Genomic DNA, 25,901 nt, shown 5'->3' with positions numbered 1-25,901 from the left:
ACACACACTGTAACGGATCGCAGCCGTGGCGTCGCTAAGCACGATGCACTATCCGACACTCAGTCGTGTGGCTTATCCCAGCGGCTTAATCTCTAACTGCTCTTTGACAAAATGGACTTCGGCAGCACGTCCCAACAGTTGAGAGTCGATATCTTCCAGCCGTTTGTAATTACCCGCCACGGAGAGCAGTTCGGCTTCCAACTCGCGACAAAAAATACCCGCTTGAGTATTGCCATGAATGCCTGCCAATGCGCGGCCACGTAACGCGCCGTAAACGTGAATACTGCCTGCCGCCAACACTTCAGCGCCTGCATTGACGGCACCGATGACGATCAAGTCGCCCTCTGCAGCGCTCACCTGCTGGCCTGAGCGCACCGTGCCACGATAAAGCCGGGATGCTCCCAAACCGCTCGTTTCAGGCTCGCTGTCGGTTTCCTCGGGTTCGGCAATCGGTTCAACGCTTTCCAAGGCGCGTACGCGACCCTCTTCAACGGGTGCGAACCACCCCAGCCCTAGCGCCCACGCCGACTGTCGAATCGGCTCGGCTCCACCGCGCACCGCTACGGGCAATAGTTTGTGATCACGGCATACTGCGCAGATGCGCTCCAGGGCCAGGTGGGGCTCATCGAGTTTTTCCACGCTCAGCACAACGGGTGTATGCTGAAAGAACGCAGGAGATTGCGACAGTTTGCCAGCCAGCTGACGCCGGATACGCTCCGGGTCAGCGCTCGTCAACTCCATGACGGTCATCGGCAGCATGCCGCCCTTGAAGGTGAAGGCTACGTCGGCACTGTTGGCGTTGAGGCTCATGGCCGAACTCCATGTCATGTTCAGGTAAGATAAGGGTAGCGCAATCTCGCGCCTTGCGTGGTGACTGGCTGGAGAACTCACCGCGCTAAGGCAAAGCTAAGCGACAGCGACGAGGACTGCAACCGCCTGCTCATCGATGTCTGATTTTTTTCACGTTCCGCACCTCACAGCAGGATGATCCATGCACGGACTGTTACGACGCCTGTTCGCTCCTCGGTGGCAACACCCCGATCCCGAGGTGCGCCGCAAGGCACTTCAATCCCTCGACCCGCAGCACTCAGAGCAGCGGGAGGCCCTACTCTCTCTGGCCAGCGATAGCGACAGCGACATCCAGCTCGCGGCCCTGCTTGCGCTCGACGATATCGAAAAACTGCTGGCTGCCTATCCGCCGCATCAGGAGAACGAGTCATGGTTCAACGCGGTGTGTCAGCGGCTCACGGGTGCCGAGGGGCATAGCGACCTACAGCAGCGCCAAGCCCAGGTGGCGTTGCTGAGCGACCAACGACTGCTCAACGCGATTGCGCTGCAGGGCGACAATCTAGGCCTGCGACTCATCGCCGTTGAACAGTTGAGCAATGAAGCCGATCTAGTCCACCAAGCGTGCCACAATAGCGTAGCAGCGGTACGCCATCAGGCAGCGCAGCGTATCGATAGCGAGGAGTCGCTCAAGCGGCTATTGAAAGAGGCGCGTCGCGACCGCCAAATCATACGTTTTGCGAAGGAGCAGCTCACCCAGCGGCGTAACGACGAACAGTGGTTAGAAGAGCAACAGGAACAGCGCGAGCACCTATTGAGGCAGTTGGAGCAGCACGCCCGTGCCCCGTGGGAGCCACTTTACGGCGGCCGTTTGCGCCACTTGGAGCGCGAGTGGCAGCAGCTCAATCATCCGCCCAGCATCAGCCAAGAGCAGCGTTTCCAGCAAGCCATGCTGGGATGCCGTAAAACGCTGCACGATCACGAAACCCAGGAACAGGCGCATCAACAGCGCCTAGCCCGCCGCGCTGAAGCGGATAGTACGCGTGACCATCTGCTGGAGGGGTTAGAAGAAACCTTAGAAGGCCTCACCCAGGCCGAGGAACTGACCGCCCAGGATATCGACAGCCTGCGCGCCCAGCGTCAGCTTTTGGGTCAGCGCTGGCAGGCGCTGTCTGACCTTCATCCTCCTAACGAAGTCACGCAGCAACGTTACAGCCAAGCGCTGGCGCAGTACGAGCAGAGTATGGAAGCGTGGCAGCGCTGGCAAGCACAATGCCCTGCGGTGGAGCGCGCCCTGGCCAATAGCGATGATCAAGCGTTGTCAAAGCATGTCAACGCATGCCGCTGGCCCGAGGCCCTGACCCCACCTGCGCTTCTGGCTCAGGCGCAAAAACAGCTAGCGTCTCGGCAAGCGGCCCCCGCAAGCCCAGAGGTGTCGCACGATGCGCTTGAGGGTGAGCTCGATAACTTCGAGCACCTGCTAGAGCGCGGCGCGTTCAAGAGCGCCAGCCGCCTCCACCAACGTTTGAAGCCCACCTTCGATGCCCTCACGGACGAAGAGGCCAAGCCGCTCAAGCGTCGCTTGAAACATCTTGGCGCGCGGCTTGCCGAGCTGCGCGACTGGCGCGGTTTTGTGGCAGGTCCCAAGCGTGAGCAGCTCTGCGCCAGTATCGAAGCCTTGGCCGACGATCCTCATATGGCCGAATCGGCGCTGGACCGTCATCACCGCCAGCTCGTAAAGGAGTGGAAAGCACTGGGCGATGCGGCAGCCAATAGAGAGCAATCCGCGCGCTTTCGGGCAGCGTCTGATCGTATTCATGAGCGCTTAGCGCCCTGGCGTGACCAGCTCGACCAAGAGCGCGAGGCCAACTTGCGTGGCCGCGAGGCACTCTGTGAGCAGCTTGAAACGCTGCTGGCTCAGCCCGCCGAGGATGCAGACCCCGACGTGCTGCGGGAGATCCGTGACAAAGCACGTCACCAATGGCGCCACTACTCTCCCATCCCCCGAGAGCACTCCGAAGCCATTGGCCGCCGATTTGGTGCGATTCGTCACCGCCTTCAAGCACTGATCGACCAGCGCGCCGAGCAAATCGCAGCGCAAAAACGTTCAATGATCGAGCAGGTACAGGCGTTGCAGAACGATTCCGAGCAGCCGCTGGCAACGCGTATTGCTCACACCAAGCGGCTACAGCAGCAGTGGCGGTCACTCGGGCGGGCGCCAAAGGGTGACGAACAAGCGCTCTGGAAGACCTTTCGTAGCGCCTGTGACCAGCTTTTTGCGCAGCGCGACGCTCAAAAACAGGAGCAAGCCGCTCGGCAACAGCAAACGCTCGACCAGCTTCAGCATCTCATTGATGACATGGATAGCTGGCAACCCGCCCACGCCAATGAGGCCGAGCGGCTAGAGGCTTACCTTGCCCGTCTTCAGCAGCTAGAGCCGCTGCCCCGCAACCGCCGAAGCGACGGCATGCAGAAACGGCTTGGCGGCATCTTGCGTGCAAAACGGGAACGCTTGAGCCGCCTTGAAGTCGTCGACAAGGTGCAGCAGTGGCATGCGCTACTGCCCCTGATCAATGCACATCTGGCAGCGGACCATCGGGCACTCAGTGGTGAAGATGCTCAGACGGTGGACGCCGCTGGCGTGCTGACCGCGCCTCTGCCCACTACGTATCGCGATGCGCACCAGCGCCGTAACGAGGTCCGTTCGTCTACCACGCAGCCTCTCTCCAGCGCACAGCAGGACGACGTTGAGGAGCAGTTGGCACGCCTGCGTGTCCATCTCTCACTGCTTGCTCTCGGCAGCGTCAAGCAGCGGGACGAACCGCTAAGGCTTGCCATTCAAGTAGAGCGTTTGAATAATGGCCTGAACGCTGAACGCAGCAAAGCAGACGAACTAGAGGAGGTGCTGGTCGACCTCTTGGCCCTCGGCCCTATGCCAAAACGTCTTTGGCAGCAGGAAGTCAACGAGTTGGACAACCTACTGGGCCGTTTAGCGCGCCCACCGCAACCCTAACCGGAGCGTACCTAGTCGCTAAATAGCAAACGGGAGGCAGATCGCCTCCCGTTTTGCGTTCTCTTTCTTGTGGAAAGAGAACGTGGGGGATGTCGGGGGCTTAGCCCATGAATTGGCCACCGTTGATATCGATGTTGGCGCCTGTAATGAAGCCGGACTCTTTATCGGCCAGGAAGGTCACCAAGCGGCCAATCTCTTCGGGAGTGCCGTAGCGCTTGACCGGAATCGTTTCACGAATCGCTTCGCGCACCTGCTCCGGAATTTTCATGATCATATCGGTGGCGATATAGCCAGGCGAGACGGTGTTTACGGTAATGCCCTTGGTCGCCGTTTCTTGCGCCAACGACATGGTCAACCCGTGCATCCCCGCTTTGGCTGCGGCGTAGTTCACCTGCCCGAACTGTCCTTTGCGACCGTTGATGGAAGAGATGTTGATGATGCGACCGTAGCCGTTCTCCAACATCATCTCGATAACGCTGCGGCAGGTATTGAACACACTGTTCAAGTTGGTATCGATGACCTGATACCACTGCTCGTAGGACATTTTCTTCATGGTGCCATCGCGAGTGATACCGGCACAGTTGACCAGCACGCTGATCGGACCATGCGTTTCATGGATCTCACGGGCACCTTCGACGCAGGCATTGTGGTCGGATAAATCAACACCCGATAGCGCGATGTTGTTATAGCCGTCGGCTTTTTGCGCTTCTAACCAGGTCTTGGCCTTGTCGGGATTGTGATACCCCGCCACTACCAAATAACCCGCATCCGCCAACGAACGGCAAATTGCCGTTCCGATTCCACCAGTTCCACCAGTTACCCAGGCGACGGGGGCTTGATTGGCCATTGACTACCTCCCTGATATGACAAATGGCTTGGACTTTAAGCACTGTTATGGCGTCGCAAGCCACTTTGAATGAGCGCTTTCACGCTTCTTTCACTCACGGCATGCCGCGTGTTCTCTTGGGCGACACACCGACAGTAAGCTTTTTGTTATGCCTATTGAAAGCATAGCTTTACTCTTTCAATGTTGCAGCACGATGAAGCTGACCACCAGCAAGGAAACGTTTTATCGAAGGGGTTGACTTATTGCCATAAATACGTAGAATACGCCCCACGTTGATGCGGGGTGGAGCAGTCTGGTAGCTCGTCGGGCTCATAACCCGAAGGTCATCGGTTCAAATCCGGTCCCCGCTACCAAACATAGAAAAAGCCGATTCTTTCGAGAATCGGCTTTTTTGTGTGCGTCTCATCTGGCAGTAGTATGCCCCGCGATTTTCGATGCCGCACAGTGTTGCCTCCAAAGGCTGACAACCTTGCTGGGTGGGTTGCGAACGACAACGGTACTAACCCCACCAGACGTTAAGCCATCGTATTCTTACTGAGTTACGGACCGTCACCTCGACATCCACATCTTAAAGGCGCTGAAGCAGCTTACGGATCAACTCATAATGCTCGCCGTGTTGTCGGTAGGCTGCGTAGGCTTTAAGCTCGATACACGGTGCATCTTCAACAATAAACAAGCGTTGCTGACGACACCAAGTCTCCACGATATTTCGAGGCAGATAAGCAGCGCCGCCACACTCCAAAAGTAGATTGAGCGCAATCTGACCACTGTTGACACGGGCACGGGCTAGTAAGCGCTGCGGAAAATAGTTCTCGTGAATGCTCGCAAAATTGGCCCCCCACTCCACCCTGACATAACCTTCGCCAATCGCTTGCTCTGCCGCGATAGCAGCGCGACTTGACACCATGACTAAAGAAATAGTGGCGACCTCCTCTACGTACACTTCTCGGATACGGGGAGTATCGTAGAGAAATCCCACATCGATCATGTTTTGCTCAAGCTTTTCGACGACCCTTAGTGGAGTACTCTCCTCTGCACGCACTCCAAGCGTTGGATAAGCACCATAAATCTCGTTCAGCCAGTCCTGTAAGAAAGTATCCCAGAGGCTCGCAACTCCCGCCACGACTAAGCGCCGCTGATGTCGCTCACTGAGCGCGGTATCTTCATAGGCTCGCTCCCAGGCACCTAGAATGAAGCGCGCATGGCGCTCCATCCTCTCTCCGGCAGGTGTAAGGCCAATCTGATGGTGGCCGCGGGTGAAAAGCGCCAGGCCAAGATGCGTCTCAAGCTGTCGGATTCGGGCACTGACAGTCGATGGCGAGACGCACAAACTATCTGCCGCCTTGCCAAAGTTACGTAGCCTACCCACTTCAAGAAACGTTTCGAGTAATTGCGTATCCACTGCCGCCACCTTCGGTTTTTCTGTTCATGAAGGCCAAAAAAAATTGTTTTACAGCATGTCAGCTTTTCTTCAAGTTTGCAGAGTTTGCTTACTTAGAGGCTTTCACCCCATGGCACTTAGACACTCGCGCTTGCTTCCCTTCCTTCAGTGGGGTCAACATCTCAATCGTCGCGTGGTCACTGCCGACCTGATGGCAGGTCTTACTGGTGCCATTCTGGTGCTGCCCCAGGGGGTTGCTTATGCGTTCATTGCAGGCTTTCCCCCAGAAATTGGCCTTTATACCGCCATCGTAGCCGCAGCGGTCGCCGCGCTGTTTGGTAGCTCTTGGCATTTGGTCTCCGGCCCAACGGCCGCGCTTTCCATTGTATTGGCCAGCGTGGTTGGCGGCCTTGGCACTCTTGATTCTTCACAATACCTAGCCGCGGCTCTGACCGTCACCTTTCTAGTCGGTGTAATACAACTGGCGATGGGGCTGCTACGTTTAGGCAGTTTGGTCAGTTTCATCTCCCATACCGTCGTCATCGGTTTTACCGCAGGCGCGGCCATTCTGATCGCGACTAGCCAATTAGAGCACCTACTAGGGGTTAACGTTGCTGGCGGCCAAGGCTTCATGCTCGATCTAGCAGCACTGGTAGAAAAATTACCAGAGACCAATCCTTATACGCTTGCGATTGGCCTCATTTCACTGGTCACTTCTCTCTGTGTACGGAGAATCAACCGCCGCTGGCCCCACTTATTATTAGGGATGGCCGCCGGAAGCTTGACTTGTTTTCTCTTGGACGGAGAGACTCACGGAGTGGCACTCGTTGGAACCTTACCTGGTTCACTACCGCCCCTGACGTTACCTGAGCTATCGCCAGACAACCTGCGGGTGCTGACCTCGGGCGCCTTTGCCATTGCCTTGCTTGGCTTGATCGAAGCCCTCTCTATCGCCCGCGCCATCGCTCTTCGCTCACACCAAGCCATTGACAGCAATCAGGAATTCATTGGCCAAGGCCTATCGAATATCGTCGGCAGTTTCTTTTCCTGCTATGCCAGTTCAGGCTCATTTACGCGCTCTGGTGCCAACTACGACGCGGGGGCGCGCACCCCCTTGGCTGCCATCTTCGCAGCAGCGTTCCTCGTGCTTATTTTGGTGCTGATGCCAGGTATCACGGCATACCTGCCGCTACCTGCCATGGCCGGCGGTATTCTGCTAATCGCTTGGAACCTCATTGATTTTCACCACATAAGGCAATTAATTCGGACCAGCCGCCAAGAAGCACTCATTCTGGCGACGACCATCATAGCTACACTGCTCGTCGCACTAGAGTTTGCCATCTACATCGGTTTGCTCCTCTCATTGGCGCTCTATCTCAAGCGCACCTCGCGCCCAACCGTCGTCGAAGTCGCTCCTCGGCCAGACCATCCCCGTCGCCATATTCGTAATGCCCAGCGCTATGCGCTCAACCAGTGCCCCCAGTTGAAAATTCTACGCATAGATGGCTCGTTGTTTTTCGGTGCTAGCGATTATGTACAGCGTCGCTTGCGGTCACTCAGTGCAAAACCGGGTACTCGCGTCCTGATCATCGGCAAGGGCATCAACTTCATTGATGCCGCTGGCACCGAAATGCTGCTACAGGAAATCAGCCGCCTGCGCCAGCAGGGCGGGGATCTCATCATCAGCTCGCTCAAAGGAAATGTGTTGGATGAGCTGCGTAAGCGCGGCGATCTGCAACGGCTCGGGCAAGAGCGCTTTTTCGAGACGCCCCAAACGGCCATAAGTGCCACGGCACCGAGACTCGATGCAGCCACGTGTGAAACCTGTCATCAGCGGATTTTCAGCGAATGCGGCAAAGAAAATAATGCGCTCATTCCAATCGCCACAATCAATTCTTAAAAGGCAATAGCACTACTTGTGCCTCTTTTCATCCTCATACATCCAGGACCCAAGGCGCCTGCAGTGATAGCCATAAAAATAGAGCGGCCCGCTCTGTTGATTATCACGCAGGCGCATCTTATCGTCTGACAATATGAAAACCATACCCAGCTTGCGCTGCCTGCGCGCCTTGGTCGCCGTTGCCGAACACGGCAGTGTGCTTGCGGCTGCCGAGGCTCTCCACCTCTCGCAACCAGCGGTTTCTAGAGCGATACGTGATCTGGAAAAGCTCTTGGATCTGGTGTTGTTCGAGCGACACCATAGCGGCATGCACTGCACCGAAGCGGGTCAATTGGTCGCTCACCGCTGCCGCCGTGTTCTCCATCAATTCACCCGTACCGAGCGCCAACTGGCCCAGCTCAAACATAAAGGCAACTTCCAACACTTGGCTCAGCGCCTCTCGTTGCGCCACCTCAGGGTGCTTGTGACTTTGACAGAGACGCGTAACGAGCGCCAGGCCGCCCGCCGCCTAGCCCTCACCCAGCCCACCATCAGCGCTAGCCTGCGCCACTTGGAAGGGCAAATGAGCACACAATTGTTCATGCGTACGCAGCGCGGGTTAATCACCACCCCTGCTGGCAGTATCCTGACCCGTCATACCAAGTTAGCTCTGCGCGAAATAGCGCTACTCTGGGACGATATCACCACGTGGCGAGGCAGGATCCAAGGAAGGGTCATCATTGGCGCCTTGCCGCTAACCAGCTCATTGCTCGTTCCACGTGCCGTAGATGCCCTCCTGCGTGAGCATCCAGGTTTGGACATTACCGTTCACGAAGCCACCTATGATGTTCTTTTCGAGGCGCTGCGCAATGGCGAAATCGATGTCCTGGTGGGAGTGTTGCATTGCATTGATCCTGAAGAAGAGATGACCCAGGAAATATTGTTCCAAGACCGTTTGGCCGCCGTAGCAGGGCCTCGCCATCCCTTAGTCGATAGCACTGACCTAGCTTTGGAGAATCTTCTCGACTGGCCCTGGATAGCTCCGCCTCGTGGCACGCCGGCTCGCCACAGCTTCGATCAGCAGTTCAATACTTTGGGCATCACGCCTCCGGTCCCAGTGGTCGAAGCAGGCAATTTGGGCGTCATCCGTGAACTACTTCGTGACAATCATCGACTCGCCCTGATTTCTCCGTATCAGGCTCACTATGAAGTTCACGATGGTTATCTCGCCTATCTCCCCCTACAGCTGCAGGGCCCTCCTCGGGTTATCGGCCTCACGAGGCACGAGGATAGCGCCCCCAGTCTGGCACTGCGTACTCTTTATGACACCATCATGACCATTAGCAGCTCCCTATTGGATCCACCTAAATAGAAAAAACGCATACCCACACCGCAAAATGTCATTGGCCCCGCGCTGCGATGTACACCCAAACTGGGAGTACTTGAGGTAATCACCATATTTCCTCATATACTCGAAAACAATATTATAAGACCGGAGCCCTCATGACTTTCAAAACGCTCATTGCGACTACCACGCTCGCCAGCACCCTGGCCTTCTCGATGTCCCAGGTACAGGCCCAGACACTGCGTGCCGAAAGCGGTAACCCTGCCACTTTCAACTCTCAACTGGCCACTTTAATGAGCACTTTGGTCGGCCGATATCACAACCTGGACATCCAGCTCAGTACTGGCCAAAACCTGGCCATGACAGGTGTCAAGCTTGGCACCGGTCGTATCGACATGACCATGATCCCCTCCGAGCTCTATAGCTATATGTCACAGGGCGAGCGCATGTATAGCAAGATGGGCGATCAGGCTGTCAATGCCGCAGAGAATCTCCGCTCTCTATTCGGCTTCGTACATGGTGCGTATCACGTGTTCACTTGGGCCGATAGCAACATCGAAAGCTGGGATGATCTGGCAGGCAAGAATGTCTATATCGGCCCGTCGGCCAGTGCTGCCAGCTCTGTTATTGAGCAGGTCATCCTTGCCAATACCGGCATGCAACCCGATGAGGGCTACAACGCCGTCACCATGGGCTGGGGTGCCTCAGGTCAAGCATTCACGGATGGCCAAGTAGACGTCATGGTCAGCGCACCGCGGATTGGATCATCGGCGATCGAGCAGTTCTCTCTGGTCGAACCCATTCGCTTTCTCGGTATGACACAGGAAGGCATGCAAAGCGATACTTGGCAGGAATTGATGGCCACACCTGGGATGCTCACGGCAGAGATATCTTCGGACACCTATTCCAATACCGTCAACGAGGAGGAACACATCACACTGTTAGCCTTCACCATGATGGCATTGGTTCACAAGAACCTGGATGAAGAAACCGCCTACCAGATAACCAGTACCTTATGGGACAACATCGACGAGATCCGAGACTCTCGCCCGACCTTTGACGATTTGGTGATCGAGGATGCCTTCATTGGTGTCAACGCGCCATTACACCCTGGCGCTTATCGTTACTACCAGGAACAGGGAATCGACGTCCCCGCCCAGCTAATTCCCTCCGACGACTAAGACTACGTCTAATTGAATCATCCTCAGGAGGGGGGACTTCCCCCCTCCTGCACGACTTCGATAGGTCTTCACCATGACTCGTCTTTTCCCACTCTCCGAAGCCCAGGTACGTCATCGTACGGCGCTCGTGATTGGATTGGTTATTGCTCTCATCGGCATCGTCAACAGTATGCCGAGCATCGCTTGGGTTCCACGTTTTGGCCCCTTCGGCTATGAGGTCATGCATCCCTTGATGCTAGGCTTGGCGGCAATGGGACTCATTATCCGGCGCTCTCTGCTCAAGATCTCCTCCGACGCCAGCAGAGCAACCAAACTGGCAGGCCTAGCGCTGGATGTGCTGGCTATGGGTGCCTTCCTTTATACACTGCATGATTTTTATCGCACCATGCTGCTCCTCAAGGAGGGGCTATTCTTCTTCGACACCATTCATGCCTGGATCGCGCTTGCCGGTGTGGCGCTCGTACTACTGATCTGTCTTCGCATCTGGGGGCTAGCGTTAACGGCTGTAGGGGGAGTGGCACTCCTCTACCTTTATACAGGCCAGCACTGGCCAGGCCTCTTCAATATGGCGCCGGTCAACTTCGTCGACGCCACCGCTGAGACCCTTTGGTATAACAGTGATAATGGCGTGCTGGGCTCCATACTAGGTGTCGTCATCAATACTATTCTGCCTTTCATTCTGCTGGGCGCTTTGCTCGAAGGTAGTGGGGCTGGCGGCTCATTGATCAAAGTCTCTTTGCATGCTTTCCGCAATGCCCGTGGCGGTCCGGCCCATGCCGCTATCTTGTCGTCAGGCTTATTCGGTTCGGTTTCAGGCAGTGCCGTAGCCAACGTGGTGGGTACCGGTGTCATCACTATTCCCATGATTCAGCGACGCGGCTTCTCTCCGACGTTCGCCGGAGGCGTGGAAGCAACTGCCTCCAGCGGCGGCCAAATCATGCCCCCTATCATGGGTGCCGCCGCGCTGGTGATGGCCGATTTCACAGGCATCTCCTACCTGACTATTATCGTCGCCGCGCTCATCCCCGCCCTTTTCTACTACGGTTCTCTGTTCGCCGCTGTCGTCTATGAGGCGAGACGCCTGGGAATAGAGAGCCAAACTCAAGCAGATACGGCTCAACAGCACCCAGAACGACAAGACTATATCAATCTCATCATGGTCTTTGTGCCCTTGGCCATTGTAGTTCTCGGTCTGCTCTCGGGGTTCTCTCCGGCTGGGGCCGGCGTTTTGGCCCTGTTTTCGGTGGTCCCCCTGAGTTTTGCACTCAATCCAGCCATTCGTCGGCAGCCGCTCGCTCTGATGAACGCTCTAGCCAATGGCGGTAACAGCTTTGCCATGCTGCTGATCGCGGTAGGCGTGGTAGGTATCATCGTCGGCGTCCTTGCGGCTACCGGCCTACCGATCAAGTTTGCCCAAGTCATCGCAGCCTCGACAGGTGACAACCTGCTGATATCCCTACTCATTGCCATGGCCGCCGCCTTGGTGCTGGGCATGGGCATGCCCACTTTACCCGCCTACTTGACCATTATTCTGATCATGGGGCCAGCCATGCTGCGCCTGGGCCTGGAGCCCTTAGTGGCCCATATGTTTGTCTTCTACTTTGGTGTCGCTTCGGCGATCACCCCGCCAGTCGCAGTGGCAGCCTTCGCGGCAGCCTCCATTAGCGGCGCATCACCGTTGCGCACCGCAATGGTAGCGACCCGCATTGGCCTCATCCTCTTCTTGCTACCTTTCGCCTTTGCCTTCTACCCAGAGCTGCTACTGGTGCCAGAGGCTGGCGGCTCGGGGGCTTGGTTCGATCTGGCCTCAATTCTAGTGCGCCTTACCCTGGCAGTACTGCTGATTGCTTCGGGGCTGGCGTGTCATGATCGTTTTCGGTTGACGTTCTCCGAAGCTGCCCTTCGAGTGGGTGTGGCAATCGCCATGCTAGTGATCTTTCCACTGCTGCACTGGCCGGCGTTCTTCCTCGGCCTTGCCCTGTTGATACTGCATCGCCTCAACGGCCTCAAGAAAGGAGTCCTAGCATGATACGTCGCCCTAACTTCCTGTTCATCATCACTGACCAGCAGCGTGCCGACTACTTGGGCTGCATGGGTCATCCGCTGCTCAAGACACCCCACATCGATAGCCTCGCGGCGCGGGGTACCCGCTTCGAGGAGTTCCACACGGCAAGTCCAGTGTGCATGCCCAATCGGGCCTCTCTGGTCACCGGCCGCTACCCCAGCGTACATGGCCTGCGCAAGAACGGCCTACACCTCCCCCACCATAACAGTACTTTCGTTGAAGCGCTGCGCTTATCGGGCTACCACACGGCGCTGATCGGCAAATCTCATCTCCAGCCATTCAGTGGCCGTAATATTCCACAACAGAATCCGGCAGACGGGGCTCATGTTCCTGACGCTCATCGAGAGAGCGATGTGGACTGGCGTAACGAGGAACCAGAACGCTGGAGCGGAAAGGGGGAGTACTACGTTGAACTGCCATATTACGGCTTCGAGCATGCCGACATCGTCACCAAGCACGGAGACCAGTGCGGCGGGCACTATGCCCGATGGCTACATCGCCAGGTCGAGGCTCCGGAGCGCCTTCAGGGGCCAGCCCACCAGTTGCCCCATGACTATATATGCCCCCAAGCCTACCGCACCGCTCTGCCCGAGGAGCTGCATCCCACTCGCTATGTGGAGCGCCAAGCCTGCGATTACTTGGCCTCGCGCCGAGAAGAGGATGCCCCCTTCTTTGCTTTCGTCTCTTTTCCCGACCCCCACCACCCTTTCTGTCCGCCAGGCAAGTACTGGAACCTTTACGACCCTGAAGACTTTGACGTCAACCTGCCCTATCGGGCACACCGCAACCCGCCTCCCCACCTCCGCTTCGTTGCCGAGCAGTATGAGCACGACACTCGCAATGCGCGTACCGAGAAAGCGTTCATGGCAAACGACAATGAGATCCGCGAAGCCATGGCACTCACCTGTGGCATGATCAGCATGATCGATGATGCTGTCGGTAGCCTGCTCAAGAGTCTGAAAGAGAATGGGCTAGCCGAGGACACAGTCGTGGTCTTTACCAGCGATCACGGTGATTACATGGGGGATTTCAATCTGTTGCTCAAAGGGCCCGCACCGCTGCGCAGTATCACCCGCGTCCCGTTGATATGGTTCGAACCTGGACATCAGGAACGGCGGCGCACAACAGGGTTGAGCTCGGCCATCGATATCGCACCTACCATCCTCGAACGTGCCGGTATTACTCCTTATCACGGCATACAGGGCAAGAGCCTGCTGCCTCTGATCCGCGGCGATAACTGGGAGCGTCGGTCACTGCTCATCGAGCACGAGGATAACATCGCTCACTGGGGCTTCGAGCAGCCGGCTCACTCGCGCACACTCCTCCAGGACGGTTATCGCCTGACGCTCTATCAGGATCAGGCGTGGGGCGAACTCTACCATCTGACGCGCGACCCCCTAGAAACACACAATCGCTGGGAAGATCCAGAGTATCAGGAGAAGCGTCACGCCCTGACGGAGGCGCTGCTACGTCAGATGCTCGCCGCGAGTGAGACAAGCCCTTGGCCAAAGCGTATCGCCTGAGTAAACGGCATCCCGAACGCTGGGCCTCCCATCCACGCGTCGGGGTGCTACTTCAAGGCACGCGTATCTCGATCCGCCTGAGCGGCAATCGGTACGACAAACAGCCAATGCAAGAATGGCTTATATCACTGGCTCATCGATGATTGACATGCCGCTACAAAGTGACGAATAAGCCAAGATAAACCTGCATCGTTCTCTCTCGTCTTATTGATTTGCAGCACCATATTCAGGGTGGGTGAGTCGCTCGGCAAATTGAAGCAAGTCAAGCGAAATCGCTCACAGAAGCGCAGCGCTAGCCGTCTTGGGACAATCGCGATGCGGTCTGAATCTTCAAGCATGAAAGGGAGTTGCGAGTACTCTTTCGCGGTTAAAGAGGCATGGTCGATAAGGCGAGCGCCTAGTTGTGGGGAAAAACCACCCCTCATTTTACGAGGCACAGCCATCAACGCTCCTATCACGGTGAACTGGCGAAGCTCGGTTAGAGTCATGTTGTCACGGACTGCCACATTGTCGCGATCACACAAAACGACATACTTGTCCGAGTAAAGCCTAATGGTGGTTTGGTTCGGAGAACCAAACTCATAAGGCAGTATGTGCATATCTACATCGCCATTCTCCAACGCACTCCACTGATCCTCGATGAGCTGGACAGTATCAATCCGAATGTTGGGTGCTGCTTGGAAGATATCGTTGAGAGCGGGGGCAATGACGACGGCAGTAGTATGGTCTGACGCCCCGATCACATAGCGGCGGTCGGAGGTGGCTGCGTCAAACGGTCTTGCTGCGGTCAGCATGGTGCCGGTATCGGCGAGAATCCCTCTAACAGGCTCAGAGAGACGTTCGGCAAACGTCGTGGGTACCATACGGTTGCCCGTTGGGACGAAAAGATCGTCTTTGAAATAGTCTCTCAATCGTTGCAACGCGTTACTGACAGCCGGCTGGGTTAAATTCAGGCGACGAGCAGTCTCCGTCACGGAGCGATGTTCCATCAACGCCTTGAAAACAACGAGCAAATTTAAATCGAGGCCCATGAATCGCATGTGTCTATCACTCTTTAGTAGAAAAGTTGTTATAGATTTTTGTGATAACCATGGATTACGAATAAAAATTTGTCAATCACAAGTGCGCGACCTATCGTCTAGGGACGCTATAAAAACAATGCATCATTAAAGTGCGATTGGTGCTGAACGCCTGCTTTAAGAGGTAAAAAAACAATGATGAATCGCCTGGCAATGCAAAGTGCTGCCTTTGCTGCAGTGCTGCTGATTTGGGAGGCGGGGGTATATGTTGGTGATATATCCCCAGCCGTGCTCCCACCGGTGGCTGAGGTGGCCACGGCCGCAGTAGAACTATGGGGCCGCGACACATTTTGGTCTTCCATTTATTTGACCGTCAGGGATGCCGCCGTAGGGCTGGTCATCGCTTCGGCGCTTGGAATTCCTGCGGGACTGGTCATCGGTTCGACCCCCTGGTTGGAGCGTTCAACGCGACTTATGGTGGATTTTGGCCGCTCCTTTCCGCAGATCGCTCTTCTCCCGATTCTACTAATGGTCTTGGGAACATCCTCCGCAATGAAAATCGTGTTAATTGCATTTGCTTGCTTTTTTCCAATTTTATTGCAGACGATTTATGGCACTCGACAACTGGATAGCACCTTGCGTGACACCGTTCGCGCCTACCGCATTCCAGTGCATCTTAAATACCTCAAGGTTATTCTGCCTGCCGCTAGCCCAATGATTATGACGGGGCTACGCATTTCGGTTGTCGTCTCAATTCTAGTCGCTATTGCGATTGAAATTACCAGCCCCGTCAAAGGAATGGGCGATGAATTATCCAAGGCACGCGACTTTTATGAGACGAACGTTGCTATCGCCTATGCGCTGTATGCAGGCCTTCTAGGGGTGATTGTAAATGCAGTGGCTGATCGGTCGGAAAAGTATTTCCTTTCTTGGCATTTTCGGTCACAGGAGGCATGAGCCAATGAGTGCGCGTAACAACAAACATCTAAAAACGGCAGACAGGTACCTTACCCACATCCCCGCTTTTTCGATCATGATATATCTCTGGCTGCCAGCCTTGTTAATTGCCTGGTGGTGGCTCGGGTCTGAAAACAGTAGCACTTTCTTTTTGCCCTCTCTTTCAGACTCGCTGTCCAGACTCATGACCGACTTAAGTAATGGAACCCTTGTCAGTGATGCTCTGTTTAGTTTGAGCAACGTTTTCATGGGGCTCATGCTTGCCATTATTTTGGGCGTCGGCACCGGCCTGCTGATTGGTTACAACCCAACGATACGTGGCGCTGTTTGGCCTTTGGTATCCTTCTTGAGAGCCATTCCGGGCGTCGCTATCGTCCCCATTGTGATTGTCGCATTCGGTGTTGGCCATGGTCCTCAGATATTCCTTATTGCAAGTACCTGTGTTTGGCCGATTTTGCTAAACACCGTTAGTGGCGTTCGTGGCATTCGCGAGTCAATCATCGATACGGCACGCGCCTATCGGATTCCGCGCTCGGTCTATGTGCGTCACGTCCTCTTCAATGCCGCGATGCCACAGATTATGGCGGGTATCCGCATCTCTCTTTCGGTTAGCCTCACCATCATGGTAGTGAGCGAATTTTCATCGGGAAATCAGGGGCTAGGAAACTATATCTTACGAGGAGCAGAAAGCTTTGATATGCCCCAAGTTTGGGCCGGCACCATCTTCATCGGCATGATTGGATACTTGGTTAACGTAGCCTTCGTAAACATTGAGCACCATGTTCTCGCATGGTTATTTGAAATCTCCCCCCGTGCCCGCACGACCCCTGAAAAGCGGGTCTTACCATTACAAAAAAGAAAAGCGTGAGGATGAAATGATCACTGAAACTGCCTGTTCAGTTCCACCCCTCGTAGTAGACGACCTCGGAAAGTCTTACGGCGAGAACCATGTACTTTGTGGCATCTCTTTGCGAGTCAACCCTGGAGAGGTCATTGCTATCGTTGGCCCATCAGGTGTTGGAAAGACAACGCTTCTTCGAACGCTGACAGGCCTTATGCCCCCCAGTAAAGGGCAGGTCGTGGTAGGCAACAGTGTTGTCACCGAACCTATTCCAGAGATTGGGCTGGTTTTTCAGGACTATCGAGGTTCCCTGATGCCATGGATGACGACGATGGAGAATGTCGTGCTGCCATTGAAGGGGAAGAAGATAAGTAAACATGAACAACAGTCCCGTGCCAGAAGCTGTCTCGCCGATGTGGGCCTTACCGGCTGTGAAGACATGTATCCATGGGAGTTATCGGGAGGCATGCAGCAGCGTGTTGCCATCGCTCGTGCACTGGCTTACGACGCGCACATCCTATTGATGGATGAGCCTTTCGGCTCCTTGGATGCTCAGACCCGCTTCGACTTGGAAGACCTCGTTCTCGACCTGCGCAAGCGACTTAATATCAGTGTCATCGTGGTGACACATGACATCGACGAAGCGGTTTATCTAGCTGATCGCATCGTTGTCCTGCACGGTAGTCCCGCCACTGTCATTGACTCAGTGCCAGTGGAGTTAGGTGACGTGCGCGACCAAGTGACTACCAAGAACATGCCCGAGTTTGGAAAGCTTCGCGGCCATATATTGAACGAAGTTCGCCGTAAATTATAAACAACAAAACAAGAGGAAAGACGATGTATTTTCTCAAGCGACTGGATTCTAAGCGTCACGTCTTATTTGCTACTGCCTTTGCACTGACAGTTCTTATGAGTAGCGCTCAAGCCCAAGACGATCCACTGAGGGTGAGTTGGACCGATGCCGGCTCCTTTCAGCCGTATTTCATCGCTGAACGCCAGGGCTGGTTCGAGGAAGCAGGCCTTAACGTTGAGCTGGTCGAAGGAAGCAATAACCCGAGTCAGGCGATTGCACGCCTGCAGTCGGGGGAAGTGGATATCACTAGTACCGGCTCGACGCCCACCATTGCGGCGATTGCGCAAGGACTGCCGATAAAGATCGTATTCTCCAATCAGAGTTTGCCTGAACAGCCAACGGTAGGGCTCGTCGTACGAAGCGACAGCCCTTACCACTCCATCGAGGACTTGGAAGATCGGAAAATCGGCGCATTGGGTATGCAAAGTACAGGATCACTGCTGGTTTATCGTGCTTTCCGCGAGGCGGGGATGCCTTACGACTCGGCGGAGATGGTGCATATGCACACGACCAGCATGATCGATAGTCTCAAGAACGAGAATGTCGATGCAATCGTTCCCTTCGCAATCTTCTATGATCTTGCAATCAACAGCGGGGATTTCCGCCTAATCTCCGAACCATATGACAACATGGTCGGAGTTCCTGGAATCGTGAACATCTCTAGCGAACGGGTCATCGCCGAGCGTTCGGATGAGATTACCAAGTTGGTGGAAGTGATGGATCGTGCATACCAGTATGCCAACGAGCATCCCGAGGAGGTTCGGTCAGTTGATCGCGAAATGACGAGACTGCCGGACGATTATCTAGACGCCCGCCCAATCCCGCCCACCGATGTGCGGCTCGACACAAATAAGCTCAAGCAGTTGGCTGCTGACTTGCTCGAATTCGGCTTCATCAACAAAGCACCGACACTCGATGAGATGCTATGGGATGGTATGCCCCGTTGAGACAGCCTCATGAATATCTGCTGTTAATTCAATACTCTACGACATAGAGATTTCTAGAATGACTACTCACGATTCCACTCCCATCAGCGTCACGCTGCTTGGAACGGGAACCCCTCAGCCAGATATCGAGCGATTCGGACCTGCCACGCTTATTCAGGCTGCGGGACTTAACTTGCTGTTCGATGCAGGTCGCGGTGCATCACTGCGACTTACACAAGTAGGATGCCGCTTGGGAGCGATCGATGCGGTATTCCTGACTCACTTCCACTCCGACCACACAGCAGGGCTTCCCGATGTATACGCATCGGGCTACATCCCCGGCCCCTTTGGTAAACGGCAAAAAGCCCTAACGGTCTATGGGCCTGAGGGGATAGAGGAATTTACCGAGGGATTGATGCTGGCCTTCCGCGGAGACATGCGTGAACGGGCCATCAAGTCGATCTCTCCTGACGCCACCAAACTAGAGCCAAGAGAGGTAGCAGAGGGAATAGTCTATGAGCAAGCCGGTGTCACGGTCACCGCTTTTGGCACCTACCACCATGATTTTGCGCGAACTTATGGTTACCGGATCGATTACGCAGGATATTCCGTCGTGCTTTCTGGTGACACCGCTGCCGACCCGAGAGTGATCGACGCCGCGGTGGGCTGCGACTTACTCATACATGAGGTAGCGGCCATCGACGGCTCCATGAGCGACAACGTTTTTTTTCGGGATGTCGTCATGAGGGGGCATACCAGTCCCGAAGAGGCAGCCCATGTCTTCGAGGCAGTGCAACCGAAGCTTGCGGTGTTTACCCATATCGTCCAACTCCCAGGAGGCCATGTTGGCCCTTCTGTTCAATCGATCTTGGATCGCACTTCTGCCATATACGGAGGCTCCGTCATTGCAGGTCGAGACTTGATGATATTGGAAGTCGGGTCAGAGGGTGTGTTTGCCAGTGATGCCAAGCAACGACTTTCAGTGACCTCTGAAGAGGAGGAGCCGATATGACGATGCGTCAAATCGAGATCGACGCCACCGGGGATAGGCCACTGATGGCTGATCTGCATCAGCCGGAGGGGAAAGGGCCTTGGCCGCTTGTCGTGGGTGTCTCAGGCGGTGGCTGGGTCAAGGGGCATCGGAGAGTGCTTAACCCCTGGGGGGCATGGCTTGCAAAAAAAGGAATAGCCTTCGCAAGCATCGACTACCGTCGAGCCGAAACCGAAGCCGTCTTCCCCGGCAATGTGAAAGATGTGGTTCAGGCGCTCAGTTTTTTTGCGGAAAGTGGATCTGATTTCGACCTAGAGGCACGGAACATGATCGTACTTGGCGTCTCCGCAGGTGCGCATCTGTCCTCATTGGCGCTGCTATCGAATGCTTTTGAAACGCCCAATGTGGCTGGATTCATTGGCGTCTACGGCGTCTATGATTTGATGGTCCACTGGCAAGCTGATCTCTGGCGCAATGCTGCCCCTGGCGCAGACAAAACGGTGGCGATGCTAGGCGCCACGCCCTTCGATGATCCGCAGCTTTATCATTCTGCCTCTCCTTTGCGGCAAATTACCTATGACAAGGCGTTTCCCACGCTTCTGATTTGGGGGCAGCTTGATCGAGAAGTTCTGCCTGAATACCAATCAGCGGCATTTTCTCGTGCACTCCAGCAAGCTCATTTCCCCGTTCGCAACGTCGAACTTCCTGACGCTGGCCACTTATGGTTTTCCGAGGACGGGCCTGAGGTGCCCGGTAGTCACTCTTCGCGAGTCGCCCCGGATATCTTTCGTTTCATCAAGAGACAAATCGGACAATAGCCTATGAAACCTGACTACGACATTGCCGTCGTCGGTTGTGGGCCCGTCGGTGCCTACGCCGCCAACCTGCTAGGGCGGACAGGGTTGAAAACGGTGGTTCTGGAACGAGACCTCTCACCCTACCCCTTGCCTCGCGCCGTGCACATCGACCACGAGATCGTGAGGCTTTTGGCAGATATTAGCCTATGGGAACCGCTGCGTCACAAAACGATGGCCGCTGATGGCCATATCCATATTGGTGCCGATGGAGGTGTGATTAGGTATCTCTCTGCCGTCAACCGTCCTATGCCTTTTGGTTATGCCAATGACTACTTTTTCTATCAGCCGGAACTGGAGGAAGTATTACGTGAAGGGTTAGAGCGGTTCGACAATGTCGAGACACGATTTGGCACCCATGTTTCCACTCTGACGCACGAAGCAGATGGCGTCACGATCACGTTTGCCGACGATACCCACCTTAAAGCTTCTTGGGTAGTTGGATGCGATGGAGCGCGCAGTACCGTCCGTAACGCATCGGGAATTATTCTCGACGACCTCAAGTTCGATGAACCCTGGCTAGTCGTGGATGCTGAGGTGGATGGCCCTATTACCTTTCCGAACTTCACCGGTGTGCCTGAGGAGGCCAATCTTCAGCGCCTGTCAGTGATGCTCTGCGACCCTCGCCGCCCAGCAACCATCGTGCCGGGCCGCGGCAACCATCGTCGTTGGGAGTTCATGCTGTTGCCGGGGGAGGATCGCCCATCGATGGAAGATCCGAAACGCGTCAGAGACCTAGTGGCTCCTTGGGTACAGGATACACCGCATAAGATCATGCGCGCTGCCACCTATCGCTTCCATGGCCTCGTGGCCGAGCAGTGGCGTCAGGGGCGCATCTTTCTGGCCGGCGACGCAGCCCACCAAACGCCCCCCTTCTTCGGTCAAGGCATGTGCCACGGGATGCGAGACGTAGCCAACCTTGTGTGGAAGCTGGCAATGGTGGCGTCAGGAGGTGCTGGCGCTGGATTACTTGACACGTATCAAACCGAGCGTGATGCGCAGGTTCGCCACGTCATAGGTAAGGCGGTCGACGTCGGCCGCACTATTTGCGTGCTGGATCCCGAAGAGGCTGCCAAGCGTGACGTGCGTGTTCGAAGTGAAGTCAAAATGCAAGCGGCACAAGAGCTAATAGTCCCCATTGGCTCGGAAGTGATCGGTGAAAATGCCGGAGAACGCTTCATCAACCCCCCTGTTGACGATGGCTTGCTGGATGATAGAACCGGCGGCGGATGGGTGTTGTTGAGCAAGAAACCCGTATCACTTTCTGAGCCAGCCCATGCGGTGCTGGATCGCCTAGGCGCGGTGCAACTATGCACTGAAGAGGTCAACGACCGCGAGAACCACCTTGCCGTGTGGTTCGACAAAAAGGGCGTCGACGCCGTCTTAATCCGACCAGATTTCTATCTTGCCATCGCCGCCAGCTCCCAGAGCCTTTGCACTGACATCATGCGTCTCGCCGAGGCGATGCAGTTAAGCCCGAAAGACCAACCTATAACCATCAATCGAGGACATGCCACGATATGAGATACGTCAGCTTCAAGGTAGGTGACCAAAGCTCCTGGGGACGCATCGAGGGAGATACCATCATCGATTGCGGCCGCATGCAGGGAGCGCCGAGTGATCTTAAAACGGCCATTGCCTCGGGCGCGTTAGCGGAGGCTCGCGGCGAGCCTATAGCACGTGAATCTGTGTCTCTTCTGCCGGTGATTCCAAATCCAGGCAAGATTTTTTGTGTGGGCCACAACTATGAAAGCCACCGGGTAGAAACCGGCCGCGACCCCACCCAACATCCTTCTATATTCACCCGTTTTGCTGACACTTTACTTGCCGCAGGCGACCCCATACTTCGCCCTTCCGTTTCCACGAATCTCGACTACGAGGCTGAATTAGCGGTCATTATCGGCAAAGGCGGACGCAACATCTCCGAGGCCGAGGCAATGAATCACGTCGCTGGATTCTCCTGCTTCAACGACGCCTCAGTACGCGACTGGCAATGGCACTCACGCCAGTTTATTCCTGGTAAAAACTTTCCGGGAACCGCCCCCTTCGGACCAGAACTGGTCACGCCAGATGAGATTGTCGATATCGACTCCGTGTCGGTGGAGCTGTACCTGAACGGAAACGTCATGCAGCAGGCAACGCTGGATCATATGTTGTTTCCGATTCCTCTGATTATCTCCTACATCTCCACGTTTACCTCGCTATCACCTGGTGATGTCATTGCGACAGGCACACCGGGCGGTGTCGGCGCTAAACGCACACCGCCAGTTTGGTTAAAACCGGGCGACAATGTGGAAGTAAGAATCAGTGGCGTGGGCGCCATGAATAATCCTGTCGTGCAGGAGGGGTAGTTCATGGATCGCTACGTCCAACATCATTCCTTTCCCATTTCAGGCCTTCGCGCTGTAGAACTGTCTGTGCCGGATATCAACAAAGCGAAAGACTTCTACACCACTGTGTGGGGCTTGTCGCTGGCGGGTGAGGTAGACGGCAGGCTGTATCTACGGGGCCGAGGGTGTGCACCTTATCTGCTCTCTTTGAGCAAAGGGCCTGTGGCAGTAGAAAGCGTGATATGGGAGGCCGCCGACGACACCGACCTCGCCGCTCTCCGCCAACGCATGATAGACGCAGGTGGGAGCGACGCGACGCGCGTTGCCGAAGTCGATCGGCTGGGTGGCGGCACCGGCTTTACGCTGCGTGACCCGGCAGGGCGTCGCATCAGCATCGTGCAAGGCGGAGAACGGGCAGAGCCGCAGGAAGGTAAGAGCCTGCCCACCCATCTCGCCCACGTCAATATCAATACCAGCGATATGCACCGTGACATCGCTTTCTACGAGCAGGGTATGGGGTTCGAGCTCACCGACCAGTCGAAGATCATGTCGTTTCTGCGTACCAATACGGACCATCACATGATCGTACTCGCCGACGCCGAGGTCGATACGCTCAACCATATCTCCTTTATGCAGGAGACCTGGGAGGAGGTCATGACGGCCTCCGGCAAAATGTGCGATGCCGGCTTCCCCATCGGCTGGGGGCCGGGTCGACACGGCCCAGGAGACAACGTCTTCGCCTACTTCGTGGATCCGTTCGGTATCGTCATTGAGCACACCGCCGAGGTGCTGAAAGTTGACGAAAGTTACCGCATTGGCGGGCCTGAGGACTGGGTCTGGCCTAAGGGACGCACGGATCAGTGGGGCATCGCCCCCCCCAAGACAGAGACATGCAAAAAGGCTCAACTCGCCATTCCGTTTAGCTAGGAGAAGCACGATGAAAAAACAATCTCAAGCATACATCCTTCGTCAAGGCGAAAGTTTGATAACCCACCTCGCAGCCGGTCAAGTCGTGAAGACCCTGGCGGACGAGGCTGCTACCGCTGGCGGCTTTGGCGCCTTGGTGATGGATGCGACGATCGACCCCCAACCCATTCCGCTGCACTACCATGAGAAAGAGCACGATACCTGGGTTTGCACTCGCGGGCGCCTCAAGGTCTGGTGCGAAGATCAATGTCGCATTCTCACGAGTGGGGATTTCGCCTATGTGAAGCCTGGCGACGTACACGCTTACCAGTCGGTAGCCCCCCGCACCCAATTCTTCGGTTTGGTCGCCCCTGGCGGCTGGGAGGCCTTCTTTGAAGCCGCCGGTGAAAGATGGGACGAGCCTGGCCTCCCTGCGATCAACCACCCATTTGATTTTTCTCGAATGGGGCCTGCGATGGCCAAATACGATGTCCACCCAGTTCAGGGGGCGACCTATGCCGACGTAAGCAATGGAGATGAATCGGATCGCGAATTACCCGATGCATCAAGCTCGTACTTTTTACAGGAAGGCTACGGTCCGCGGGTACGAACCTACGGTCATCTTTGCACCACGCTACTCAGTCGTGACGTCAGCCAAAGCTCTCTAGAAATGAGAATCGTCGAGGGCCCTAAAGGCGCTCGAATGCCAACGGTGATCCATGACCAGACCCACATTTTTCTCTACATGCTGGAAGGAGAGATTGCTTTCACGCTTGGAGAGGAGAAAACCGTACTTCATGCCGGTGATTCTGCGAACATCCCTGCTAACACCGCTTACACGACCATGGTGACGTCAGGCCAGGCACGTTGGTGTTTAGGCGCGGCGCATGCTAACGGGCTGGATGTTTGGGATCGCTTAGGCAAGCCAACCCAATATTTCACACCAGCGGCGGCTTCCGAAGATGACAGCATCGATAAGGTAACGCTAGAGGGAGTAGACGCTCGAGTTTTATAACGACACTCACCCATATGGCCACGTCACACAAATAAAATCTATAAAAGGATATGACATGCTAAACCCTTCAAGCTTCACCACGCTCGGAACGGGCGGTGGCCCGATGCCAAACCCGGATAGGGCACAGCCAGCGCATTTGCTGATGGTAGGTGAAATGCCCGTACTCGTCGATTGCGGCGAAGGCGCCATGAGCGGGCTGCGTCGTGCCGGCATCGACTATCGACATGTCGAACATATTTTTCTTACGCACCACCATTTTGACCATATCGGCTCGCTCTTCGCTTGCCTTGGTTTAAATATGATGGTGCATCGGCATCGTCCACTCACGATCTATGGGCCACCCGGCACACAGCAGATCATTGAGGGACTGATGGCTGCCTGCGATGTGCCGAATAATATCGGCTTTGGCAATACCGACCGCAAACTCCCTCATCCCCGTGAGTTCGTATCAGTGCACGAAATTGAACCGGGTCACGAGGTAAAGCTCGATGGCTGTCGTGTCACGTGCTGTGAGAACACCCACTATCGAGCAGAGTCTGCGCTTGGAACGAGCGGAGACTTGTCACTCTCGCTGCGATTTGATCTTGTCGATCGTTCCATCGTCTTTACCGGTGACACCGGTGCCTGCCGTGCCGTGGAGAAACTGGCTCAGGGGGTCGATCTTCTTGTCGGTGAAATGGTGGATGCCGAACAGGTTCTGAAACGTTTTCGGCAGGTGAATCCTGATGCAAACGAAGCGCAATACAACAAAATTCGCCAACACATGCTCGAGCATCACCTGACCGCTGAACAATTGGGCGAGATGGCGATGCAGGCGGGGGCGAAAAAGTTAGTAGCCGTCCATTTCACCAACGACTCGGTCACTCCAGAAACAGCCGATAGTTTCATGGAACGCATCCGCAGTCGCTTTTCTGGTGACGTTCATCTTGGCCAGGATGGAGCGAGTTACTGACGAAAAGACCGGCGGGAGTTTAATGCCGAGACAATATGAACCTGAAATGCAAGACTCGGCATACCTCCCGCTTACTCTCTCGCATGGAATACGCGGCCCACTTTCCGTCAGCGCTAGTCTTTTCGAACTCAACAATGAAAAGGGAGCAGCATTAAATTAACCACAAGATCCTAAAGGAGATTCCACCTAACAAACGAAAGTGCAAAACCTTTAACCCAAGATAACACTTCAAACTGA

The 25,901-nt window shown here is 55.4% G+C and carries 21 protein-coding genes and 1 tRNA gene; 18 read left to right on the top strand and 4 right to left on the bottom strand.

Annotated elements, in window-relative coordinates; genetic code table 11:
• Positions 1 to 72: 72 nt before the first annotated feature.
• Entirely contained in the window at positions 73 to 810 is a 738-nt protein-coding gene (minC, locus tag FHJ80_RS15645; RefSeq protein ID WP_139528266.1) for a septum site-determining protein MinC, read from the bottom strand.
• A 181-nt stretch (positions 811 to 991) separates the two neighbouring features.
• Here minC and FHJ80_RS15640 point away from each other — a divergent pair, with 181 nt between their 5' ends.
• A complete protein-coding gene (locus FHJ80_RS15640) occupies positions 992 to 3,799 on the top strand; it encodes a DUF349 domain-containing protein (protein ID WP_139528265.1) in 2,808 nt (935 codons plus the stop codon).
• 100 nt (positions 3,800 to 3,899) lie between these two features.
• Here the strand turns inward: FHJ80_RS15640 and phbB are convergent, their stop codons facing one another.
• On the bottom strand, positions 3,900 to 4,646 hold the full coding sequence (gene phbB, locus FHJ80_RS15635; RefSeq protein WP_139528264.1) for an acetoacetyl-CoA reductase: 747 nt from the start codon (positions 4,644 to 4,646) through the stop codon (positions 3,900 to 3,902).
• 276 nt (positions 4,647 to 4,922) lie between these two features.
• On the opposite strand from phbB, the gene FHJ80_RS15630 reads away from it, so the two are divergent.
• Positions 4,923 to 4,999: transfer RNA gene (locus FHJ80_RS15630), tRNA-Met, on the top strand.
• A gap of 215 nt (positions 5,000 to 5,214) precedes the next feature.
• Here FHJ80_RS15630 and FHJ80_RS15625 read toward each other — a convergent pair.
• The gene (locus FHJ80_RS15625; protein WP_176558258.1) at positions 5,215 to 6,048 is read right to left on the bottom strand and encodes a LysR family transcriptional regulator; all 834 of its coding nucleotides are present in this window, start codon (positions 6,046 to 6,048) and stop codon (positions 5,215 to 5,217) included.
• Between the two features lie 109 nt (positions 6,049 to 6,157).
• Between FHJ80_RS15625 and FHJ80_RS15620 the strand changes: the two genes are divergently transcribed.
• The 5 genes from FHJ80_RS15620 to FHJ80_RS15600 all read left to right on the top strand — a co-directional run bounded on the left by FHJ80_RS15620 (position 6,158) and on the right by FHJ80_RS15600 (position 14,020).
• Entirely contained in the window at positions 6,158 to 7,927 is a 1,770-nt protein-coding gene (locus FHJ80_RS15620; RefSeq protein ID WP_139528262.1) for a SulP family inorganic anion transporter, read from the top strand.
• 133 nt (positions 7,928 to 8,060) lie between these two features.
• A complete protein-coding gene (locus FHJ80_RS15615) occupies positions 8,061 to 9,278 on the top strand; it encodes a LysR family transcriptional regulator (RefSeq protein WP_139528261.1) in 1,218 nt (405 codons plus the stop codon).
• Positions 9,279 to 9,409: 131 nt separating this feature from the next.
• Positions 9,410 to 10,432 carry a TAXI family TRAP transporter solute-binding subunit gene (locus FHJ80_RS15610; protein WP_139528260.1) on the top strand — a complete coding sequence of 341 codons (1,023 nt, stop codon included), beginning with the start codon at positions 9,410 to 9,412 and terminating at the stop codon, positions 10,430 to 10,432.
• A 73-nt stretch (positions 10,433 to 10,505) separates the two neighbouring features.
• Entirely contained in the window at positions 10,506 to 12,461 is a 1,956-nt protein-coding gene (locus FHJ80_RS15605) for a TRAP transporter fused permease subunit (protein WP_139528259.1), read from the top strand.
• On the top strand, positions 12,458 to 14,020 hold the full coding sequence (locus FHJ80_RS15600; RefSeq protein WP_139528258.1) for a sulfatase: 1,563 nt from the start codon (positions 12,458 to 12,460) through the stop codon (positions 14,018 to 14,020). The genes FHJ80_RS15605 and FHJ80_RS15600 overlap by 4 nt, the downstream gene beginning before the upstream one ends.
• Positions 14,021 to 14,145: 125 nt before the next feature.
• Here the strand turns inward: FHJ80_RS15600 and FHJ80_RS15595 are convergent, their stop codons facing one another.
• Positions 14,146 to 15,060, bottom strand: a complete 915-nt coding sequence (locus FHJ80_RS15595; RefSeq protein ID WP_139528257.1) for a LysR family transcriptional regulator — start codon at positions 15,058 to 15,060, stop codon at positions 14,146 to 14,148.
• Between the two features lie 174 nt (positions 15,061 to 15,234).
• Here FHJ80_RS15595 and FHJ80_RS15590 point away from each other — a divergent pair, with 174 nt between their 5' ends.
• The 11 genes from FHJ80_RS15590 to FHJ80_RS15540 are packed head-to-tail and all read left to right on the top strand — an operon-like array spanning position 15,235 to position 25,664.
• A complete protein-coding gene (locus tag FHJ80_RS15590; protein WP_139528256.1) occupies positions 15,235 to 15,996 on the top strand; it encodes an ABC transporter permease in 762 nt (253 codons plus the stop codon).
• Positions 15,932 to 16,864 carry an ABC transporter permease gene (locus FHJ80_RS15585; protein WP_218013989.1) on the top strand — a complete coding sequence of 311 codons (933 nt, stop codon included), beginning with the start codon at positions 15,932 to 15,934 and terminating at the stop codon, positions 16,862 to 16,864. Before FHJ80_RS15590 ends, FHJ80_RS15585 begins: the two co-directional genes overlap by 65 nt.
• Before the next feature lie 7 nt (positions 16,865 to 16,871).
• Positions 16,872 to 17,651 (top strand): ABC transporter ATP-binding protein, encoded by a 780-nt coding sequence (locus FHJ80_RS15580; RefSeq protein ID WP_139528254.1) that lies wholly within the window; start codon positions 16,872 to 16,874, stop codon positions 17,649 to 17,651.
• 23 nt (positions 17,652 to 17,674) lie between these two features.
• Positions 17,675 to 18,637 carry an ABC transporter substrate-binding protein gene (locus FHJ80_RS15575; protein ID WP_139528253.1) on the top strand — a complete coding sequence of 321 codons (963 nt, stop codon included), beginning with the start codon at positions 17,675 to 17,677 and terminating at the stop codon, positions 18,635 to 18,637.
• A 58-nt stretch (positions 18,638 to 18,695) separates the two neighbouring features.
• The gene (locus FHJ80_RS15570) at positions 18,696 to 19,628 is read left to right on the top strand and encodes an MBL fold metallo-hydrolase (protein WP_139528252.1); all 933 of its coding nucleotides are present in this window, start codon (positions 18,696 to 18,698) and stop codon (positions 19,626 to 19,628) included.
• Positions 19,625 to 20,425: an alpha/beta hydrolase gene (locus tag FHJ80_RS15565; RefSeq protein ID WP_139528251.1), complete on the top strand. Its 801-nt coding sequence runs from the start codon at positions 19,625 to 19,627 to the stop codon at positions 20,423 to 20,425. Before FHJ80_RS15570 ends, FHJ80_RS15565 begins: the two co-directional genes overlap by 4 nt.
• A 3-nt stretch (positions 20,426 to 20,428) precedes the next feature.
• Complete coding sequence (locus FHJ80_RS15560; protein WP_139528250.1) at positions 20,429 to 21,985, top strand: bifunctional 3-(3-hydroxy-phenyl)propionate/3-hydroxycinnamic acid hydroxylase; 1,557 nt, start codon at positions 20,429 to 20,431, stop codon at positions 21,983 to 21,985.
• The gene (locus tag FHJ80_RS15555; RefSeq protein WP_139528249.1) at positions 21,982 to 22,812 is read left to right on the top strand and encodes a fumarylacetoacetate hydrolase family protein; all 831 of its coding nucleotides are present in this window, start codon (positions 21,982 to 21,984) and stop codon (positions 22,810 to 22,812) included. Before FHJ80_RS15560 ends, FHJ80_RS15555 begins: the two co-directional genes overlap by 4 nt.
• A 3-nt stretch (positions 22,813 to 22,815) precedes the next feature.
• Positions 22,816 to 23,718, top strand: a complete 903-nt coding sequence (locus tag FHJ80_RS15550; RefSeq protein ID WP_139528248.1) for a VOC family protein — start codon at positions 22,816 to 22,818, stop codon at positions 23,716 to 23,718.
• Between the two features lie 10 nt (positions 23,719 to 23,728).
• Positions 23,729 to 24,712: a quercetin 2,3-dioxygenase family protein gene (locus tag FHJ80_RS15545; protein ID WP_139528247.1), complete on the top strand. Its 984-nt coding sequence runs from the start codon at positions 23,729 to 23,731 to the stop codon at positions 24,710 to 24,712.
• 55 nt (positions 24,713 to 24,767) lie between these two features.
• On the top strand, positions 24,768 to 25,664 hold the full coding sequence (locus FHJ80_RS15540; RefSeq protein ID WP_139528246.1) for an MBL fold metallo-hydrolase: 897 nt from the start codon (positions 24,768 to 24,770) through the stop codon (positions 25,662 to 25,664).
• Positions 25,665 to 25,901: the final 237 nt, after the last annotated feature.

This window comes from Halomonas sp. BL6 (assembly GCF_006228115.1).
In the GTDB taxonomy this organism is placed as follows: Bacteria; Pseudomonadota; Gammaproteobacteria; order Pseudomonadales; family Halomonadaceae; genus Vreelandella; species Vreelandella piezotolerans.
Note: the sequence above shows the minus strand (reverse complement) of the source record. Positions and strands in the feature narration are given on the sequence as shown.